Source organism: Paenibacillus sp. FSL P2-0322 (genome assembly GCF_037975315.1).
GTDB classification, from domain to species: Bacteria; Bacillota; Bacilli; order Paenibacillales; family Paenibacillaceae; genus Paenibacillus; species Paenibacillus polymyxa_B.
On the sequence record NZ_CP150243.1, the window covers coordinates 755445 to 774386 of the forward strand.

An 18942-nucleotide genomic window follows, 5' to 3' on the forward strand; every position below is an offset into this window, starting at 1 on the left:
TCGAATAATGGCCCACGAATTCAACAAATTTGTGACATTAGTCATAGAATGAATAGATATTATCATGTAATTCCACTTTTGGCACTACAGTTCATCTATCAAATTCACCTTTTTATTCCTTTTGTGAGTAAAGAAATTTATTCCATTGCCCATGCATCTTTTTTCTAATCCAGGTAAATCTATATACAAATCCTATGGAAGTGAAGGAGGAAAGAGTGTGTGGCAGGTCATCGGAACTCATATGCCCAAATGGAACGTATGGATGGAAGCTTTCTTTTTGTTCCTCATCCCTTTGATTATTTTTCTGACGGTACGACAAATTAGAGCGATGGATGGTCGAGAGAGCAGACGTATGGAACGATTAAAGCTTTTAGAAGAAGAAGACCGTTCGCAGCATGCAGATCGTAATCCGTCTGTAAGTGAGGCTGAGAAGGTAAAAGGGACCTTTACCGAAGATTATGAAGCCAATGTAGCAAAAATCAGACAAGCAGTTACGGATATGTCAGACGTGAACGAACGATCTATTTTTCTGGAAAAATTGAACGCTGTAGGCACACTTTTTTTTGTGGATGGATTAACGGACAAGGTTGGCATGGATCAGAATATTTTAAAGCCGTTGATGGATTGGGGCAGCTCCGGGCAAGAGGGGGAAGATCTCCCGAGAGGAGAAGAGCTTCGGGATATGTTTATTCGTCAGGTTATGCTGGTATCGGAGACAGAGTATACGTTAGAGGTGCAGTTCTCCTTGCAAAAGGTGCTGTTCGGTTCAGTCATACTCTTGATTCAGGGCATACCGGGTGCTTTCGTGCTGGGTACACCCAAAGGGAATACACGAGGGGTGGAAGACCCCATATCGGAATCGGTGCTGCGGGGACCGCGAGTCGGTTTTACAGAGATACTCAGCGATAATACAGCGATGCTGCGCAGGCATGGAGAAAGTACGGAACTAGCCATGTCGTCCTTTAAAGTCGGCAAAAGAGTGGAAAAGCAGCTGATGGTGGTGTATTTCAGAGACATTGCCGACGCGGAGCTTGTGGATGAGGTGAAGCGGCGGGTCAAAACCATTGATATGGATGAGGTGCTGGAGTCGGGCTATGTGGAGCAACTTATTGAGGATAATTTTCTTAGCCCCTTTCTGCAAATTCAAAATACGGAGAGACCGGATCGGGTCATGGCTGCATTGCTGGAGGGACGTGTGGCGATTCTGCTGGACGGTACACCTTTTGCGCTCCTTATGCCTGTGACGTACGGGATGATGCTCCAGTCTCCCGAAGATTACTATGAACGATGGATACCGGGGTCGCTTATTCGATTTCTTCGTTTTATGGCAACTACGATATCTCTGTTCGCCCCGGCGCTCTATATTTCCTTTATCTCGTTTCATCCCGGACTGATTCCAACCAAGTTGGTCATTTCCATTATCAGTGCGAGACAGGGAGTTCCGTTTTCGACGCTGATTGAGGCCCTGATTATGGAAATTTCCATCGAAATTTTACGCGAGGCAGGACTTCGGCTCCCCAAACCCATCGGTCCAGCGATGGGCATCGTCGGCGGTTTGATTATTGGACAGGCCGCTGTTGACGCCGGGATTGTGAGTCCGATTCTCGTTATTGTGGTAGCGGTCACGGCGATTTCTTCCTTTGCCTCACCTGTATACAGCGCCGGGATCTCTATGCGTGTTCTTCGTTTTGGGGCCATGTTCACGGCTGCTATCTTCGGTTTGTATGGAGTGATCATGTTTTTCCTGATGCTGAGCATTCATATGGCTAAATTACACAGCTTCGGCGTGCCATATCTTAGCTTAACGGCCCCCCGTTCATTGAAGGACTGGAAAGATTACTTTTTGCGAGCACCGTTACAATTTATGAAAAATAGACCCATTCTATTGAAGCATAAAGACCCTAAGCGACAAGGATGAGTTCAACAACACAGGAGGGAGCAAGATGGCCCGTGGGAAAAAAACGGATAAAATTACAACGTTACAGACGACGGAAATCGTGCTTTGCTTTATGCTGGCTGCCGGGTTGCTTACTCTTCCCAGAGTAGCCGTTGAAACTGCAAAAACACCGGATGTGTGGATGTCCGTCATTTTAGCAGGGGCTGCCACTTTCCTGTTCGGATGGATTATAGTCAAACTAAGTTCACGGTTTCCAGAAAGCACCTTTTACCAGTATGTTCAGCGGATAACTGGCAAAGCCATCGGCAAAGTGTTGGGCATCTTGTTCGTCATCTATTTTATTTGTATAGCTGCATACGAAATCCGAGCTGTGGAGGAAGTAACGTCGTTCTTTTTGCTTGAAGGAACTCCAGTGTGGGCTATTTCAGCCCCCTTTATGTGGATCTCTCTGTATCTCTGCTTGGGGGGGATAGGTACATTGGGTAAAATATGTCAAGTTATATTCCCGATTACGGCAGCTATCTTTTTATTGATATGTTTGCTGAGTTTGAATATTTTCGAATTGAATAATTTGCGTCCTGTTTTGTCCGAGGGTGTGATGCCAGTGATTAAAGCGCTCAAGACTACAACCCTGACCCTAACGGGGACAGAGTGCCTACTGTTTATTCTTTGTCGGATGGAAAAACCGGAGAAAGCAACTAAGGCGGTCGGACTGGCAATCGGGATCTCGACCATTTTTTATACAGCTACGCTGATCTTATGCATTGGCGCCTTTTCGGTGGAAGGAGTTATGACCAGAACCTGGCCTTTTTTAGACTTGGCCCGCTCCTTTGAAGTGGAGTATCTGTTATTGGAACGGTTCGAATCCCTATTGTTGTCCATTTGGATCATGCAAATTTTTGCTACATTCAGTATTGCTTTTTATTGCGCTTCGCTCGGAGTTTCTCAAATTTTGAATAGCTCTTATTCCAAGGCGCTGTTTATTTTGCTCCCGTTCATCTACGTCCTGTCCCAAATTCCCAAAAATCTGAATGAGTTATTTTCTCTTGGAATGATGATCGGGAATGCAGCTTTCGTTCTATTCGCTCTGCTTCCACTCCCTCTGCTGCTTATTTCTCATTGGAGAGGGGTGCGGTCATGAAGAGAGTCCAGTCAGGATTACTCGGAATGGTGGCTCTCCTGACATGCTGTACACTTTCAGGCTGCTGGAGCAGCTCTCCGGTGGAGGATCTAAATCTGGAGACGGGCATTGCTATGGATGTAGTGTCACAATCTTCACAAGAAGAACAAATTAAACGGAAAGGAGGAGACTATCCGAAAAAAGAGTTAATCACCGGAACCTTTCAATTCATCATCCCAGAGGAAAGCGGCGGCTCCAACAGCTCCTCCCCACAAGCTAAGAAGTTTTTTAATATTACGGAAACGGGGGATTCCGTTTTTGAAATGTTAAGAGAAATTTCATTGCGAACCAACCGACCGCCCATCGGACAACATTTGAAAACGATTATTATCAGCTCCAGTCTGCTTCGCAAAATTCCATTGTATGAGCTGCTGGACTTTTTCTTGGGGGATAATGACATTCGGCCCAGCGTCCAGCTGCTGATTAGTACAGACAAGGCGGGCAATGCGCTTCAGGAAAAAATTCCTGGTCAAATTCCTGCCTATATCTTAAAGGATATTTTCGAAAATCGTAAACGGAACGCGCGGTTGATAAAGCCCGTGGCTTTGGTTAAAGTGGTCGGGCCCATGAAGGGGAAAAGAAGCTTTATATTGCCCAATGTCATTACGGCGGAGAATGAAATCAAGCTCGCAGGTGCGGGAATCATCAAGGGAAAGACACAAACCTACGGTGGTTTTCTGAATGAGTCAGAGGTCGAGGGCCTCATGTGGATCAAAGGCCAATTGGTTGGAGGCGTGCTGAAAAGTAGTGATCCCCAAACCGGTAAAAATATAGCCTATGAGATCAAAGCGGTGAAAAGCAGGATCAAGGCCATCGTTCAGGGAGACGACATTTCCTTCCAAGTAAAAATGACCTCAGAGGGGCGCGTTTCCGAGGTTTTTAACAAGAAAGAAAATTTGCGTAGCAATGATGTGCTCGGACAAGAAGAGAGTATCTTTCAGGAGAGAGTTAATTCATTAGCTGAACAAACTGTAGCCAAAATGCAAAAGCTGCAGGCTGATGTTGGAGGTTTCGGAGAAGCGTTGAGGATTCAGCATCCTAAAGTTTGGCGTAAGGTTAAAGAGGATTGGGATAACATTTTTAGTACCATTCCTGTACGTTTTAGCACAGATATCCATATTGAAGATTACGGCTCTTCGATTACGACGGCAGACTAGTTTGCACCTATTTAGAAAAACCTTCAATACCACGAATTTACGTGGCGTTGAAGGTTTTTTAGGCTATTCAAACAGGGACAGTGTTTCTTCCAGCCACGTAATATAGCTTTCTTCCCGATTAATGGCACGGCTCAGCACCAGATAATGCCCAAATTGATTAGAACCGGGGGCTTGAAGGTTCTCGTCCAGCTGTTGGAGGGATTTTTTACTTTCGTACAGATACTCCAGCTTCTCTTTACGTTTGGTTATCTGGTCCTCGAACAATCGCTTGTTCTCTTCCTTGGGGATGGCTGCTGAGAAATACAGCATGAGCATAAACTCATCCTTTTCCGTTTCCGGTAACTCTTTGGCGCTCAACAGCCATTCGGTCAGCTCTTGGGTTCCTTTGGGGGTGATGCAGTACAGCTTCTTTTCCAGCTTGGCTCCTGTAATGGAGGTGCGATATTCAATAAGCTCCTCTTCGGTCAGCCTTTTTAACTCAGGATAAATCTGACTGTGTTTGGCGCTCCAAAATTGTCCGATTTCCTTCTTGAATTGACTTGTAATATCGTAGCCACTCATTTCCTCTTTATGAACCAGGCCCAAAATGGCGTATTTTAATGTGCGTTTCAACGTAGTTCTCCTTGTCAAACATTATTTGACACTAGTATACCATAGTGCTACAATTTATATGTACTTAATAACATGTTTAACATTACATGTTTTGAATTGAATATTTTTATTTTTGGTCTCCTACTCAATTCATAAAAACTTATAATTTAGGAAAGAAGGATGCAAGATGGACAAGTTTATCGGCAGCCACATGATCTACACCTATGAGAATGGTTGGGAGTACGAAATATATATTAAAAATGAAGATACGATCGATTATCGCATTCATAGTGGTATGGTAGGCGGCCGCTGGGTACGTGATCAGAAGGTCAATCTGGTGAAGCTGGTGGAAAATGTGTATAAAGTATCGTGGACCGAACCAACAGGCACTGACGTGTCTCTGAATTTTATGCCTGAGGAAAAACGTATGCACGGCATTATTTTCTTTCCTAAATGGGTTCATGAGCATCCGGAAATCACTGTGCGCTATCAAAACGATTTTATTCCGCTGATGGAGGAATCGCGTGAAAAGTATGAAACATATCCGAAGTATGTGGTTCCTGAATTTGCAGATATTACATTCATCGAAAATGCAGGTGTGAACAACGAACAATTAATTTCCCAAGCACCTTATGCAGGAATGACAGACGATATTCGTGCAGGTAAACTGCAAGTGTAATCAACTCTGTGCTGAAAGTGTAAAAGCCTGGCCTGTGATAAACAGTCTCAGGCTTTTTTACGTGAACTGGAAAGTGGATTGCTAATGGAGTTGTGGACGATATTTAGAATGAATAGTAGACCAGACCATGCTCGATAAGATATGAACGACTAATCCGAGGGGGGAGTATGGTCGCTGATGGGGAGAGAATGTGCAGGTTCGCATGGGTAGTCAGATCGGATAAGGCAGATAGAGCTAGCTCTGTTTTATCAGGCCCCCAGTGATCAGCATGGTGCTGAATATATTGCTCAGCCTCGGTTAAGGACAGACCCTTGAGCGAGGTAAACACGGAAGCCCAGCGGACGAGGTCAAAGGCACCTTTAATTTCAGGCAGCTCATATTCCGCCAGACCTTGAGCGCCGTTACACGACATAGTAAGCAAGCCACAGCAATGGTGTTGATAAGGTTTTGAGTCAGGAAATTGACGATAGTCGTATTGAATCATTTCCATGGAACCAATGCTTAATTGGGTCGCTTGGGATGTTGTGGGCTGGGCAAGCGTCATGCTCATGCTAGAACGGCCTCCTTCTCGGATTCACTGTAAATAGGGATGGAAGAATCATACGTCACAGCGGATGTAATGTAAATCACGAATACAAGTGTAAAATGAGGATATGTAGCGGAAAATGAGCTTTAATGCCAATGGAAACGGATACTTGCATCCATTTCTTTTATTATCTTGGGGAACGTCTTTATATCACAAAAAAACAACCCCAGATCTCCCCAGGGTCGTCTCTACAAAAATATAGTTCAGCATTTTGCAAAATGCTTGTTTTGCGATCACACGGGTGTGACATCCTGAATCGCTTCTTCTTCTTTCCAGATCACGTTCTCGCGATAGTTTGATCCCCAATCGTACATTGCTCTCAGTACCGGAATCAGGCTTTCGCCATGCTCCGTCAGTGAATATTCCACATGTGGAGGGACGACGGGATAGACTTTACGAAGAATGAGTTTATCTTCCTCCAGCTCGCGCAATTGGTTGGTCAGCATTTTTTGCGTAATATGGGGGATTAGCTTCTTCAATTCACCAAACCGCTTGGTGCCTTCCATACCGAGATGCCACAAAATAATCAGCTTCCATTTTCCACCGATGACCGCGAGAGTCAATTCCTTATCACAATTAATCAGCTTCAAATCAATCCGGTCTTTTACAGTAGTGATATTCATCGACCTCCTGTCCATAGTTATTCCAAGTATACTATTTATAGCTACTATACGCAAAAGGATATACATCCATTTTGGAAACTATACATATGCTTGGACACTTATAGACCGGACAGGGATACCTAATGATGTGTGCAAGACTGGAAGAGCCCACAAATCTGTGGCGTTAAGAAGGAATCACGATAGTATTAAAGGACTCCGGCTCCAGCTCCAAGCGGTGTGTTGTTTCACCGAGAGACAGATTCAGCACACGCGATTCCTTGAATGGATTGGCGATGACCACCACCCTTTGCCCGTCTGTATTTTGAAAAGCAACTGCATTTCCAGTCCATGAGCCACGAAGTCCGATGCGTCGGGCACCTGGTAATACAAAATGAGAAAAATGCTTCATAACGTAATATTCCGGGTTCAGGACAGGTTTTCGATCCGCGGGATCAACGGTAATCATCGAATTTTGCTCCCAGCCCCATGTGCTCTTGCCTTTCGGTTCCAAAACCATATTCCAGTAAATATAAGCATTCACACCATTGCTGAAGTAGTGCTGGTACAGATTATATACATATTTGGCGTAGTCCCATGAGTTTTCTCCGTTGCCGCATTCATTTTCTGTTTGCATGTAACGAAGCTCAGGATAACTGGCAACGGTGCGCTGAATGGCATTTTTGCCTGCCCACTGGTAGCCTACGCCTTTAATATATTTGTAGGCCTCGGGGTCACTCAATACGGTATGGGCATACTCATCGAATCCGGTAGAAGTCTTCTTCATTAATTCCTCCCACGGATCGGGAGCGTTAATGGTCCCCAGCCAAATTTCCGTATCTAGTCCGTGTTCCTCAAAAGCAGGGCCCAAATAGTCCCGAATAAATTCACGCAGCTGCTCCCCGGTCCATACACAGGAAGGGAACTTCTGATCGGCAATGACTTCATTTTGAACATGAATCTGATGGATCGTAATACCTGTCTCGCGGTAAGCCTGAACAAATTTGACAAAGTACAATGCATACGCTTTCAAAATATCCTTTTCCCAGCGCAGAGTGCCGTAATTGTAGGCTTTCGGTGATTTCATCCATGTCGGCGGGCTCCAGGGTGAAGCGAACAACTTCAGGTTAGGATTGAGTTGTAACGCTTCCCGAATAAAAGGAATGAGATATTGGTGATCACGCTCAATGGAAAAGTGCTTCATCTCCACGTCGCCGTCTGTTTCATTGTGGCTGTACCACTCCAGCGCGTAGTCACTCGCTCCAATAGGAAGTCGGCATATTGCAAATTTGTGCTCGCCCTCTGGATGAAAGAGAGAATGAAGCACCCTATCTCGTTCGTCCTTTTCCAAATGATTCAGGGCTACATAACCCAATTCATTAAAACAGCCACCAAAACCTTCGACAAGCTGATGTGTTTCTCCCGTAAGGGTTAGGTTGGCACTATCTTGGGTATCGGTAAGATGATGAGCTTGGGATTGCCAAGCTTTAGCTTTAGAAGTGGAAAACCACTGAATGGTTTGATTACTCATGTATTACCCTCCTGTTCAGGCTTTTTGTATCTCTTCTTATTATAGGGTAGGATCACAGGAGATGAGATGGTCTGAGCCAAGACAAATTTGCCCTAATCCAAGGTCGAATTTGTTGATGAGAAGTTCTGCTGATAAGAGGTATCAAGAACACATAAAGTACACATGTCTTTGATATGCTGGTGTCCTAGAATGACGAAAGAGGGAAGTCGATTGAAGAAAAGGGTTCTTCTCGTGGAGGATGAAATACGTATTCGTGAAGTTATTGCTGATTATTTTAAACAAAATAATTGGGAAGTCTATGAAGCAGGTAATGGAAAAGATGCACTAATCTGGTTTGATTCGGTGCAGCCGGACCTGATTATACTCGATATTATGATGCCGGAGCTGGATGGTTGGGAGGTGTGCCGCCAGGTACGCAGCCGTTCAGGTGTGCCGATCATTTTGTTGACAGCCAAATCCGGTGATGATGATAAAATATTAGGCTTTGAACTGGGAGCCGATGATTATGTTACCAAACCTTTTAGCCCCAAGGTGTTGATCGCCCGCGCAAACGCGCTGATGAAGCGAGTGGAAGGACATGTGCAGCCGGAGTTGCATATTTTGCGATTCGGCACTGCCATTCTCAATACGATGGCTCATCGACTTGAGGTGGATCAGGCGGAAGTCGAGCTGACGCCCAAGGAGTATGAGTTGCTGCGGCTGCTTATACATAATAAAGGCATAGTCATTTCACGGGATGTGATACTGAACCGGGTGTGGGGCATCGACTTTGAAGGAGACACACGGGTTGTCGATACTCATATCAAAAAGCTGAGAAGTAAGCTAGGCCGTGAATCACGCCATATCCGCACGGTTTTTGGTACAGGCTACAGGTTTGAGGAGGAAGAATGAACAAACGGGGAGTTACCTTTAAGTTGTTCATTATGACGGTTGTGTTTTTCCTGTGTTTTTACGGTATGGTGATTTTAAGTCAATTTCTGTTTTTTGAAAATTTTTATCAGCAACAGAAGATTGGTCGTGTGGAAAGCCGTTTGAAAAGCTTCGGTCAAAGTTATGTCCAGGAGGCTTGGGGATCGGGCAGGGTTTCGCGAGAGGCAGCTCGCTTTATGCTTCAGAATAAGAACCAGTTGGCGATTGTTACCCTAGACGGCAAAGTAAAGCTGGATGATGCGTTTCATATCAGTCTCAGAACAGCAGATGGTAAAGTTGTTAAGATATCGCTGTCTCTGTTTATGAGCGAGTACGGAGATGAGTTGAGAGCTGCCCGGATTCAGCCCGGTGATACGGTAACGGTTGAAGGTGAGGTATTGGGGACTGACGGCATCACTTCCCCCAACTTAATTTATCCATTAGGCATTCAGAAGCCTGGTTTCAAAAATATAGGAACGACATCGCAAGCGGCTGGCACAGATGACAGTGTAAGGTTATCCGGTACGGTGACAGAGATTGCACTGCCAGATCTGAAAACATGGAGTCAGCGACAAGGATTACTGTTTGGTGCGCTGGAGGAATGGTTCCCTTTATCACAGGCGCATCTGGAGAAACTTAAGAATTTCGAAGTGTTGGAGGAAGATTGGACGGAACCTTGGACAGGGGTACGTAATGCAGTCATAGTCCATCCTGTCCGTCAGGACACAGGCGAGATCGACCTCCTGTTCACAGTGACATCGTTGCAGGAAATTAGTGAGACGAATGAAGCTCTGCGCTGGTTTTATCTGTACCTAGGGATCGGGGGATTTGCACTCATTCTGATTTTGTCCCTGTTCTATTCCCGGATGGTGACCCGTCCGCTCATTGCTTTGAATAATACCGCCAAGCGAATGGCTAAGCTCGATTTTACAGCCCATACACCAATCCGGCAGAATGATGAGCTGGGCAGCCTGTCCTACAGCATGTATACCCTGTCCCAGAACCTGGACACGGCTTTGCGCGAGCTTCAGGAGGTCAATCAACAATTGGTCGAGGACATGGAACAGAAACAGAGGATGGAGGCTGTGCAACAAGACTTTTTTGCCAACGCTTCTCATGAACTGAAAACCCCGCTGAGTATCATTAAAGGCTTCGCAGAAGGATTACAAGATGGGGTTAGCGCCGGGAAGCAGGATCATTATATGAAAGTCATTGTAGAGGAAGCGGACAAAATGGAGCGATTGGTCAAAGATATGCTGGACCTCGCCAAATTGGAATCGGGTACTCTCAAGCTCCGCAAGACGACCTTTATCTTGAGTGAGCTGGTGGAGGAAGTCGTGGACAAGCTATTCCATCTGTTGAAGGAGAAAAAGCTGGAAGTGGTCATTATCCCCGCCAATGAGATGCCGATTCATGCCGATGTAGGATGGATGGAACAGGTGATTATCAACTTTGTTGTCAATGCCATACGGCATGCTGAGGAAGGAAGCTCAATCACGATTCGTATCGAAGGCGCTGAGGAAATCCGTTTTTTTTCCATTGAAAATAAAGGTGAGACCATTCCTGACGATCAACTGGAGCAGATATGGGACCGTTTTTACCGGGCCGAGCTGTCACGTAGCCGCCAGACGGGTGGGACAGGACTGGGGCTGTCGATCGTCAAACGAATTTTAGATTTGCACGAATTCCGCTATAAGGTGGAGAATACCAAGGACGGCGTCCGTTTTGTTGTTATATTCGGAGGCTAAGCTACGGCAAAGGAGTTAAGGAGTATGAAATGGAATTGGTTGCCCTCACTATTCACGATTGCAAACCTGGGGGCAGGGGTCTTATCCCTGTATTTTACGATTCATGAGCAATACATGACCGCTTTTATTCTCGTGGTGGTGGCTGCTTTATGGGATGTATTAGACGGTTTGCTGGCAAGGCTGTTGCATTGCTCCAGTGATTTTGGCAAACAGCTCGACTCGCTGGCGGATGTTGTCTCATTTGGGGTTGCCCCTGCTTTCTTGATCTTGTTATACAAACTGGGAGATACCCATTGGATAGGACCGCTTGTGGCTGTTTTGTTTGTCATATGCGGTGCGGTAAGATTGGCAAGATTCAACCTAATGGCTTTTAGCAAAGGCTTTGTAGGTATGCCGATTACGGCGGCGGGTGTGATTTTGTCCTTTATGTTTTTATGGAGTGAGCATTTGAAGCCGGGGTTGTTGCTTGCATTAATGGTAGTGCTGTCGTTCCTGATGGTTAGCCGTATTCCCTTTCCGTCCTTCAAAAAATAATCGGTCAGGAGGTGGCTCTCCTATGGAATGGGTCATCAGCATGATTACACAATACGGATATATCGCTATTTTTGCTCTTCTTGCTCTTGGGATTATCGGTCTACCGGTTCCGGATGAAATTATTATGGTTTTTGTCGGCTATTTATCCTCTATCATGGTACTGAATTATTCGGTGTCTATATTAGTCAGCTTCATCGGTGCAATGACAGGGATGATGATCAGCTACACGCTAGGCAAAAAGCTGGGTCAGCCCTTGGTGGATAAGCACGGCAAGTGGGTTGGATTGACACCGAAGCGATTTGCAAGAGTTAAGGGGTGGTTTGCGCGTTTTGGGTTATGGACCATTTTGTTTGGTTATTTTATCCCAGGAGTCAGACATGCGACAAGCTATTTGTCGGGCATTAGTGCGATGCCTGTCCGAAAATATATGCTGGTGGCAAGCGCAGGTTCTCTGATATGGACGCTTATCTTTATCTCCATTGGTTATATTGCAGGGGCGAATATAAACTTTCATTAAGGTGACCTCAAAAGTAATGTAGCATTTTTCACGTATACCACCGATAATATAAATAAAGATACTGTACAACCAGTGAGGGGATCTGTATTGAATGCATTAATGAAGTATATTGAGAAGTTACCTAGTTTTCTGCAAATGATCTTGAATATCTCGCTGTTTCTGGTCGGGCTGATTTTAAGCTTCTTACTTCTAAAAGAAACATGGTCCATTTTTTCTTATGTTTTTTTGTACACAGAGGCCGACAAAAATTACTATGAATTCACGGAAGAGTTGCTTGTGTTTTTCTTGTATTTTGAATTCATAGCATTAATAGTTAAGTACTTTAAAACCAATTTTCATTTTCCATTACGTTATTTTATCTATATTGGGATCACGGCTGTCATCAGGCTCATTATTGTAGATCATGATGATGCTAAAAATACATTCTGGTGGTCTATTGCTATCCTAGTCATGGTAGGTTCTCTATTGATCGCTAACAGTAAATTGATAAAAAGAGAAAATTGATGCTCAGGAAGATTGCAAAGTTGACAGTCAAGTGGGAAAGAGGGAATAAAGACGAATGGTAAGAAACTGGATGAATCATGCGGGCGTCAGGCGGGTAGCCGTCCTTGCGATAATCGTTTTGCTGTTGTTTATGTTAAGAAGCATGATGAATATTATGTTGTTAACACTGCTGCTTACGATCTTGATTGGTAGTATATATAACGGAGTGAATAAGCTGGTCAAGCGGTTCGTCAATGTGCCGTCAATGATCGTGCTGCTACTGGTGTATGGGCTGCTAATTCTGATTATGGTGTGGGGCGTTTACCGAATGGTGCCGCTAATCGTTGTACAGGTCAAGCAGGTGTATCTCATGATTCAGCAAGCGTATATGTATCCTGATCGTAATCAATGGAACGAAACGATTATCGAATTTATGGACACGCTGAATGTTCAGCGGCTATTTGAGCCTGGCCTGAGTGCAGTGATGAAGGTCAGTCAATTGGGAACACAGCTTCTGGTGTCGATTATTTTGAGCTTGTTCTTCCTGATGGAAAAATCATATATTACACGTTTTACAGCTACGTTTGTAGATAGCAAGCTGGGTTGGTTTTTCAAGGAAGTGGGTCATTTTGGCCGTATGTTTCTGGATACGTTCGGGAAGGTATTGGAGGCTCAACTACTGATTTCACTTATTAACTGTATATTGACCACGATTGCACTCTGGATTATGGGCTTCCCTAATCTGCTTGGTCTTGCGCTCATCATTTTCGTACTTGGATTGGTTCCAGTGGCAGGTGTGTTTATCTCACTGGCACCGCTCGGCCTGATCGCTTTCAGTGTCGGCGGCATTCAATATGTGATTTATCTAGTTATTCTGATCGTGGTGATTCATGCGATTGAGGCCTATTTCTTAAATCCGAAGCTGATGTCATCCAAAACGAATTTACCGATCTTCTTTACCTTTGTCGTACTTATTTTCTCTGAGCATCTGATTGGAATTTGGGGCTTGATTGTAGGTATTCCGTTGTTTGTTTTCTTCCTTGATCTGATTGGGATAAAACGCAAGCAAGAGAAGGATACTTGATTCAGCACTACAGATTCCACCCTTGTATAGTGACTATTGATTCATCACGAATGCCTGCGAAGCCGCAGGCATTTTTTTATTGCCCTTTTGTTCATAGGAAAAAATCGCTGACGCTCATCATCATGCAGGAGGTGTCCAACGGCATTATCAATGCATTCTCACTTATTTTTTAATTCTCTTGTTAGCTATAGTACACTGAATATGCAAGATTAGATCAAGTTAAAAGAAATGAGATGATCGGATGGAACAGAAAATTAAGGTATTGGCTATATCGGGTAGCCTTCGTCAAAAGTCCTCCAATACAGCGCTTATGAAGGCTACTATTGGGCTGGCTTCTGAAAATATGATATTCACAGTCTATGATGGATTGGGGGATCTCCCGCATTTTAACCCTGACTTGGATGTAGATGAGGGGTCAGCTTCCGTAAAAGAGCTACGGGAGCAATTGAAACAAGTGGATGGAGTACTGATCTGTACACCGGAATATGGGAATGGTGTGCCGGGTGCTTTGAAAAATGCCTTGGATTGGCTCGTATCTTCAGGTGAATTTGTAAATAAACCTACAGCGGTCATTAGCGCGTCACCGTCTCCTATGGGCGGCCATCTTGCGCATGCCTCGCTGCTGCTCACATTGCAAATGATCAATGCACAGATTGTGGAGAATGGAAAGGTCATTATTCCGCATATCACCTTGAAGCTAAATCAGGAAGGTGAAATTACAAACGCTGAAACTAGGCAGGAGCTAGAAGCATTACTTCAAGGGCTTGAGCAAGCATGCTCAAGCACAGGAACTCTTTAGATTTTTGAAGTTTAATAAAGGAAAAGCAGCGGCAGTCTAAGATTTCATTTTCACCTTCGAAGCTGCCGCTTCCTCTTTTAATTGATTTTAAAGTTTGAATTTTAGACAGTGTCCAATAAGCTCTCGTATACCTTTAATCGGGCATATACCGTTTCGAGTATGGGGTAAACAGTATTACTGGTTGCAGCCAATGCAAGCAGTGAACCATGTAGATGACTGGCTTCAACCGGAAGCTTTTTAAGCATATCGCGTTGCATGGATGACATCATCTCTGGTCGTAAGGATTCCATCGTTTTCAGTGTATGAGCTTCCATCTCTGAATCAATCGGCATCCCCGCGTTGCGAGCAAGTGTGACAATCTCATGGAGCAGCTTTTCGTATATAGCTCGTGACTCTGCCGTGGCAAGTATAATCCCAACCGAGGCTTCCATCAGTGTTGTAATTGCACTCAAGCTGGCAACGAATATATATTTCTGCCACACTTCACGCTGAATATCGTGACTTCGTGCCACTGTGAAGCCTGCATGATCAAGATGATTCAGCAGCAGTTGTGTACGCTCTGATTGCACTCCGTTCCATTCACCGAAGACGATACGGTGGAACGGACTTGTCTGAACAATAGAACCATCATGATCCAACGTAGTTTCAATATAACAAAGTCCGCCCAGCACTTTTTCAGAACCGAATTGCTTGCGCAAAAAGTCAAAATGTTCGTAACCATTAAGTAACGGAAGAATCATGGTATGATCACCGACATAAGGCTCAAGATCGAATTGCAATTGGGGAAGATGATACGCTTTGACCGAAATGATAATACAGTCGAACGGATCGGCAGCTTCACCATTTGTGATAGCACGGATTGGCGTCTGGAAATCTCCATGAACACTTCTAATAATCAGACCGTCTTTTGCCAACTGAGATTTTTTTGAAGGGCGTACGAAGAAGGTCACGTCTTCTCCTTTTTGAACAAGAAGTCCCCCGAAATAGCCTCCAATCGCCCCTGCACCTACAATCAGAAATCGCATTATAGGGTCCCTGCCTTTACTTTTGCATTCCCGTATAATCCTTCTACTACGTTCTCATCTGCCTTAAAAACATGCTCCTCGCCCGGAAAAGAACGATTCTTCACGTCTTCGACATATTGCCCGATGCTGTTGCGAATCAAAGCACCTATATCCGAATAGGTTTTTACGAACTTTTTCTCCCGGTAAGGAGCTGAGTATTGTAACATGTCATGATACACCAAAACCTGGCCATCACAGTATCTCCCCGCACCGATGCCTATGACCGGAATAGATATCTCTCGGGTGATGCTCTTCGCTACTTCCTCTGTCACCAGCTCCAGCACGATGGCAAAAGCTCCCGCTTGCTCCAGGGCCCGGGCATCATTTAGAAGGCGCTCAGCGGCCTGTGAGTTTTTACCTTGAATGAAGTATCCGCCGATTTGATGCACAGACTGTGGTGTAAGTCCGATATGCCCCAGTAGTGGGACGCCGGATTGAACAATTCGCTTCACGGTGTCGCAAATTTCCATGCCCCCTTCTAATTTCACGGCATGGGCATGTCCCTCTTGCATGAGCCTGCGCACATTAGTAAGGGCTTCTTCACTACTCCCGTGGTACGTCATAAATGGCATATCCGCAACAATAAAAGTATGTTCCGCACCGCGCACGACAGACCGTGTATGATAGACCATATCATCCATAGTGACGGGCAGTGTGGAGTTATAATTAGATAACACATTACCTACGGAATCACCGACAAGGATGATATCGATCCCGGCTTCCTCAGCCAAACGAGCAGATGGATAGTCATACGCCGTAATCATACTTATAGGTGAACCTTCTCGTTTCATTTTCTTCAATTGCAAAATATTAAGTGCTTTCGAGGTTGCCATGGTTGCATTCAAATCCTTTCCTACCTTTATTTTAGATCACAAAAAAAACCTTTCAGCACATGGCTGAAAAGGTCCGAAAGGCAAAAAAAGAGTCAATTTGCGACCGTTCTTTTGTCTCGGTCCTTGCGGATCAGAGCAAAATCCAACGAGTTCACCTCCATAGGCTCACACATCTACATATTGAATTACACTAACTAGAGTACCGTTCGAATGTATCGATACAGCCTCTCACGGAAGTATACCAAAATATAGGGCTGTTGCATAACATTCTCTACTATATGAACAAAACAAGCCCCTCCAACTTCCTATTCGGAAGTGAAGGGCTGTCAGCTTGCAGATACAGTATGTGAAATATCGCTAAATCTTTAGGACGTGTATGAGGTCACGGACGGTCGATAAATTCATATAGAAAGGATTGACCCTCCCGATAGAATTCTAATTGTAACATGGGACTATTGTATGTGGAGAGCGTGATATAATAGGGCACAAATCGTTTCATAGATGATGAATCAAGCAGAGGAGTGAAGGCTGGTGTATGAACAAATTGTAGCGTATGGTCTGAGCCAAAAAGAGGCTGTTAAGGATTATCCATTCGGTGCTGAAACGCTAGTACTGAAAGTTGGAGGCAAGATGTTTGCTCTATTATCTGAAAAGGACGGCATTAGCCATCTATCCTTGAAATGTGATCCGATCATTGCGGTAAATCTGCGTGAACAAAACAAGGCAATTAAGCCAGGCTATCATTTAAATAAAAAGCATTGGAATACGATTGAGGTTGATGCTACCTTCCCACTGGAGGATTTGTACAGCATGATCGACCATTCGTATGAGCTAGTCTTCAAGAGCTTAACCAAAGCGCAACGCGAAGCGATTACGATGAGAATACGGGCAACGGATTTGTAAAGGGCTGGTGAAGCCCTTAGGTTGTATCCAAAAATACTTACTAACATTATTATAGTTTTACTTGACAGAAAACACGAATAGATATATTCTTAATTTAAAGATAATTCATTTGAAAATAATATCAAGGAGTGGAACTTAACATGAGCGAACTGGTGAATATTATTCAAGAGAGAAGATCAGCTTCTAAATTTATTCCTGATGTTACTATAGATGCAAAAGAACTAGAAGAAATATTTCAGTTGGTGAAGTTTGCTCCATCGGCTTTTAATTTACAGCATACGCGCTATATCGTAGTGCAGGATGCTGATACCAAACAAAGACTGCATGATGAGGCAAGTAAGCAGTATAAAATATTAACGGCTTCGGCGACCATTGTAGTGCTGGGGGATACAGAAGCTTATACCAAGGTAGCTGACCTCAACGAAGGATTCCTGAATTTAGGTGTCCTAAGCAAGCAGGAATATGATAGTACGGTGGAATCGGTAACTCAGTTTTATCGCGAGCGGGGACCTGTCTTCCAGAGAGAAGAAGCGATCCGTAATGCCAGTCTGTCGGCTATGCAATTGATGTTGATTGCCAAGGACAAAGGCTGGGATACTTGCCCGATGATCGGTTTTGATCCGGCGAAGGTGCAGGAAGTACTGAATATTCCAGAGCAATTTGTACCCGTGATGATGATTACCTTGGGTAAAGAGGACGAATCGGGTCAGCGGGCACGGGGATACCGCAAGCCGGTTGGACAATTTGTCAGCTACAATGGATTTTGAAATTTGTAAATCATTTGTGTAAATAAATCATCATGTTAATGAAGGAGTGATAAAGATGTCATTGAAAACCGCTGGAATTCACCATATCACGTCCTTTGCAGGAGACCCGCAGGGCAACGTTGATTTTTACGCAGGCGTACTTGGTCTGCGATTGATTAAAAAGACGATCAACTTTGATGCTCCAGAAGTATACCATTTGTACTTTGGTAATGAAGAGGGCAGCCCGGGAACGATCATTACCTTTTTTCCAGCTCCGGGTACACGCAAGGGTAAGATTGGAGGTGGACAGGTCGGGATTACGACGTATGTCGTGCCGTCCGGTGCTTTGGAATACTGGGAAAACCGTCTGCACAGCTTGAAGGTGTCTTTCACGAAGGCCACTCGTTTTGGCGAGTCATTCATCCAGTTCCGAGACAACAAGGGCTTGCATCTGGAGCTGGTGGAGCGGGAAGATGGCCCGGTGAACACGTGGACAGCTGGCGGCGTGCCTACGGATAAAGCTATCAAGGGCTTTGGCGGGGCGGTACTGTACAGTGCGGATTCCAAGCATACGCAAGAGGTGTTGGAGAACGTCCTGGGGATGACTCCCATCGGAGAAGACGCAAATGCAGGCTACATCCGCTATCAGGCGACAGGTGATTTGGGCAACCTGATCGACATTCCGGTCAAAGATGTCCCGTGGGGGAATGGCGGCGCCGGTACGGTTCACCATATTGCCTGGCGCGCGCAGGACGATACGGAGCATCAGGCGTGGAACGAATGGGTTCATCAGCATGGTTTTGGGACCAGTGGTATTGTAGATCGCCAATACTTTAATGCCGTATACTTCCGCGAGCGGGGCGGTATTTTATTCGAGATCGCAACCGATCCACCCGGATTTACCGTGGATGAGGAATTGAATGAGTTAGGGCACAAGCTGATGCTGCCTGAATGGTATGAGCCTCAGCGCACCCAGATTGAGTCTAACCTGGTTCCCATTGAACCTAGAGTATTAAAACAGGATTAATCTGCTCGATCCAAACAATCATATTTAGAAGCAAAAAGGTCCAATGCGGGAAGATTTCTACCGTGATTGGACCTT

20 protein-coding genes are annotated in these 18942 nt (G+C 44.8%); 14 read left to right on the plus strand and 6 right to left on the minus strand.

All coding sequences use genetic code 11. From position 1 onward, the window contains the following. The first annotated feature begins 217 nt into the window (after positions 1 to 217). From MKY24_RS03435 to MKY24_RS03445, 3 genes are read left to right on the plus strand one after another with little or no spacing between them, the layout of a single operon-like run. On the plus strand, positions 218 to 1918 hold the full coding sequence (locus tag MKY24_RS03435; protein ID WP_068941352.1) for a spore germination protein: 1701 nt from the start codon (positions 218 to 220) through the stop codon (positions 1916 to 1918). Positions 1919 to 1943: 25 nt separating this feature from the next. Beyond that, complete coding sequence (locus tag MKY24_RS03440) at positions 1944 to 3038, plus strand: GerAB/ArcD/ProY family transporter (RefSeq protein ID WP_339201418.1); 1095 nt, start codon at positions 1944 to 1946, stop codon at positions 3036 to 3038. After that, a complete protein-coding gene (locus MKY24_RS03445; RefSeq protein WP_023986905.1) occupies positions 3035 to 4234 on the plus strand; it encodes a Ger(x)C family spore germination protein in 1200 nt (399 codons plus the stop codon). The genes MKY24_RS03440 and MKY24_RS03445 overlap by 4 nt, the downstream gene beginning before the upstream one ends. Positions 4235 to 4297: 63 nt before the next feature. Here the strand turns inward: MKY24_RS03445 and MKY24_RS03450 are convergent, their stop codons facing one another. Further along, complete coding sequence (locus MKY24_RS03450; RefSeq protein ID WP_068941356.1) at positions 4298 to 4846, minus strand: PadR family transcriptional regulator; 549 nt, start codon at positions 4844 to 4846, stop codon at positions 4298 to 4300. Positions 4847 to 5012: 166 nt separating this feature from the next. Between MKY24_RS03450 and MKY24_RS03455 the strand changes: the two genes are divergently transcribed. Continuing rightward, on the plus strand, positions 5013 to 5504 hold the full coding sequence (locus MKY24_RS03455; protein WP_013308656.1) for a phenolic acid decarboxylase: 492 nt from the start codon (positions 5013 to 5015) through the stop codon (positions 5502 to 5504). A gap of 103 nt (positions 5505 to 5607) precedes the next feature. Here MKY24_RS03455 and MKY24_RS03460 read toward each other — a convergent pair whose 3' ends face one another. From MKY24_RS03460 to MKY24_RS03470, 3 genes are all read right to left on the minus strand, one after another. After that, complete coding sequence (locus tag MKY24_RS03460) at positions 5608 to 6054, minus strand: hypothetical protein (RefSeq protein WP_028541062.1); 447 nt, start codon at positions 6052 to 6054, stop codon at positions 5608 to 5610. 269 nt (positions 6055 to 6323) lie between these two features. Further along, positions 6324 to 6713 carry a winged helix-turn-helix transcriptional regulator gene (locus MKY24_RS03465; protein WP_023986908.1) on the minus strand — a complete coding sequence of 130 codons (390 nt, stop codon included), beginning with the start codon at positions 6711 to 6713 and terminating at the stop codon, positions 6324 to 6326. Between the two features lie 163 nt (positions 6714 to 6876). Further along, complete coding sequence (locus MKY24_RS03470) at positions 6877 to 8220, minus strand: glycoside hydrolase family 30 protein (protein ID WP_069079777.1); 1344 nt, start codon at positions 8218 to 8220, stop codon at positions 6877 to 6879. A gap of 210 nt (positions 8221 to 8430) precedes the next feature. On the opposite strand from MKY24_RS03470, the gene MKY24_RS03475 reads away from it, so the two are divergent. The 7 genes from MKY24_RS03475 (at position 8431) to MKY24_RS03505 (ending at position 14294) form a co-directional block, all read left to right on the plus strand. Beyond that, positions 8431 to 9111 carry a response regulator transcription factor gene (locus tag MKY24_RS03475; RefSeq protein ID WP_028541060.1) on the plus strand — a complete coding sequence of 227 codons (681 nt, stop codon included), beginning with the start codon at positions 8431 to 8433 and terminating at the stop codon, positions 9109 to 9111. Then, positions 9108 to 10877 carry a HAMP domain-containing sensor histidine kinase gene (locus MKY24_RS03480; RefSeq protein WP_028541059.1) on the plus strand — a complete coding sequence of 590 codons (1770 nt, stop codon included), beginning with the start codon at positions 9108 to 9110 and terminating at the stop codon, positions 10875 to 10877. The genes MKY24_RS03475 and MKY24_RS03480 overlap by 4 nt, the downstream gene beginning before the upstream one ends. Before the next feature lie 24 nt (positions 10878 to 10901). Beyond that, on the plus strand, positions 10902 to 11411 hold the full coding sequence (gene pssA / locus MKY24_RS03485) for a CDP-diacylglycerol--serine O-phosphatidyltransferase (protein ID WP_023986912.1): 510 nt from the start codon (positions 10902 to 10904) through the stop codon (positions 11409 to 11411). Positions 11412 to 11433: 22 nt separating this feature from the next. Next, positions 11434 to 11928 (plus strand): DedA family protein, encoded by a 495-nt coding sequence (locus MKY24_RS03490; RefSeq protein WP_013308662.1) that lies wholly within the window; start codon positions 11434 to 11436, stop codon positions 11926 to 11928. An 87-nt stretch (positions 11929 to 12015) separates the two neighbouring features. Further along, positions 12016 to 12432, plus strand: a complete 417-nt coding sequence (gene psiE / locus MKY24_RS03495) for a phosphate-starvation-inducible protein PsiE (protein WP_025723919.1) — start codon at positions 12016 to 12018, stop codon at positions 12430 to 12432. 55 nt (positions 12433 to 12487) lie between these two features. Then, positions 12488 to 13495: an AI-2E family transporter gene (locus MKY24_RS03500; RefSeq protein ID WP_023986914.1), complete on the plus strand. Its 1008-nt coding sequence runs from the start codon at positions 12488 to 12490 to the stop codon at positions 13493 to 13495. A 241-nt stretch (positions 13496 to 13736) separates the two neighbouring features. Continuing rightward, positions 13737 to 14294 carry an NADPH-dependent FMN reductase gene (locus MKY24_RS03505; RefSeq protein WP_028541058.1) on the plus strand — a complete coding sequence of 186 codons (558 nt, stop codon included), beginning with the start codon at positions 13737 to 13739 and terminating at the stop codon, positions 14292 to 14294. Positions 14295 to 14395: 101 nt separating this feature from the next. On the opposite strand, the gene MKY24_RS03510 is transcribed toward MKY24_RS03505, so the two are convergent. Then, entirely contained in the window at positions 14396 to 15319 is a 924-nt protein-coding gene (locus MKY24_RS03510; protein WP_339201419.1) for a ketopantoate reductase family protein, read from the minus strand. After that, complete coding sequence (gene panB / locus MKY24_RS03515; RefSeq protein WP_068941424.1) at positions 15319 to 16191, minus strand: 3-methyl-2-oxobutanoate hydroxymethyltransferase; 873 nt, start codon at positions 16189 to 16191, stop codon at positions 15319 to 15321. The genes MKY24_RS03510 and panB overlap by 1 nt, the downstream gene beginning before the upstream one ends. 531 nt (positions 16192 to 16722) lie before the next feature. On the opposite strand from panB, the gene MKY24_RS03520 reads away from it, so the two are divergent. From MKY24_RS03520 to MKY24_RS03530, 3 genes are all read left to right on the plus strand, one after another. After that, complete coding sequence (locus MKY24_RS03520) at positions 16723 to 17094, plus strand: MmcQ/YjbR family DNA-binding protein (RefSeq protein WP_023986918.1); 372 nt, start codon at positions 16723 to 16725, stop codon at positions 17092 to 17094. A gap of 140 nt (positions 17095 to 17234) precedes the next feature. Continuing rightward, positions 17235 to 17861 (plus strand): nitroreductase family protein, encoded by a 627-nt coding sequence (locus MKY24_RS03525; RefSeq protein WP_023986919.1) that lies wholly within the window; start codon positions 17235 to 17237, stop codon positions 17859 to 17861. 55 nt (positions 17862 to 17916) lie between these two features. Further along, positions 17917 to 18867, plus strand: coding sequence for a ring-cleaving dioxygenase (locus MKY24_RS03530; protein ID WP_339201420.1), 951 nt, complete (start codon positions 17917 to 17919; stop codon positions 18865 to 18867). Positions 18868 to 18942 lie beyond the last annotated feature (75 nt).

Coding starts and splice junctions, on each gene's coding strand:
- MKY24_RS03440 (WP_339201418.1), top strand. CDS start 1,944: ATGGCCCGTGGGAAAAAAACGGATAAAATTACAACGTTACAGACGACG.
- MKY24_RS03445 (WP_023986905.1), top strand. CDS start 3,035: ATGAAGAGAGTCCAGTCAGGATTACTCGGAATGGTGGCTCTCCTGACA.
- MKY24_RS03455 (WP_013308656.1), top strand. CDS start 5,013: ATGGACAAGTTTATCGGCAGCCACATGATCTACACCTATGAGAATGGT.
- MKY24_RS03460 (WP_028541062.1), bottom strand. CDS start 6,054: ATGAGCATGACGCTTGCCCAGCCCACAACATCCCAAGCGACCCAATTA.
- MKY24_RS03465 (WP_023986908.1), bottom strand. CDS start 6,713: ATGAATATCACTACTGTAAAAGACCGGATTGATTTGAAGCTGATTAAT.
- MKY24_RS03470 (WP_069079777.1), bottom strand. CDS start 8,220: ATGAGTAATCAAACCATTCAGTGGTTTTCCACTTCTAAAGCTAAAGCT.
- MKY24_RS03480 (WP_028541059.1), top strand. CDS start 9,108: ATGAACAAACGGGGAGTTACCTTTAAGTTGTTCATTATGACGGTTGTG.
- pssA (WP_023986912.1), top strand. CDS start 10,902: ATGAAATGGAATTGGTTGCCCTCACTATTCACGATTGCAAACCTGGGG.
- MKY24_RS03490 (WP_013308662.1), top strand. CDS start 11,434: ATGGAATGGGTCATCAGCATGATTACACAATACGGATATATCGCTATT.
- MKY24_RS03500 (WP_023986914.1), top strand. CDS start 12,488: ATGGTAAGAAACTGGATGAATCATGCGGGCGTCAGGCGGGTAGCCGTC.
- MKY24_RS03505 (WP_028541058.1), top strand. CDS start 13,737: ATGGAACAGAAAATTAAGGTATTGGCTATATCGGGTAGCCTTCGTCAA.
- MKY24_RS03510 (WP_339201419.1), bottom strand. CDS start 15,319: ATGCGATTTCTGATTGTAGGTGCAGGGGCGATTGGAGGCTATTTCGGG.
- panB (WP_068941424.1), bottom strand. CDS start 16,191: ATGGCAACCTCGAAAGCACTTAATATTTTGCAATTGAAGAAAATGAAA.
- MKY24_RS03525 (WP_023986919.1), top strand. CDS start 17,235: ATGAGCGAACTGGTGAATATTATTCAAGAGAGAAGATCAGCTTCTAAA.
- MKY24_RS03530 (WP_339201420.1), top strand. CDS start 17,917: ATGTCATTGAAAACCGCTGGAATTCACCATATCACGTCCTTTGCAGGA.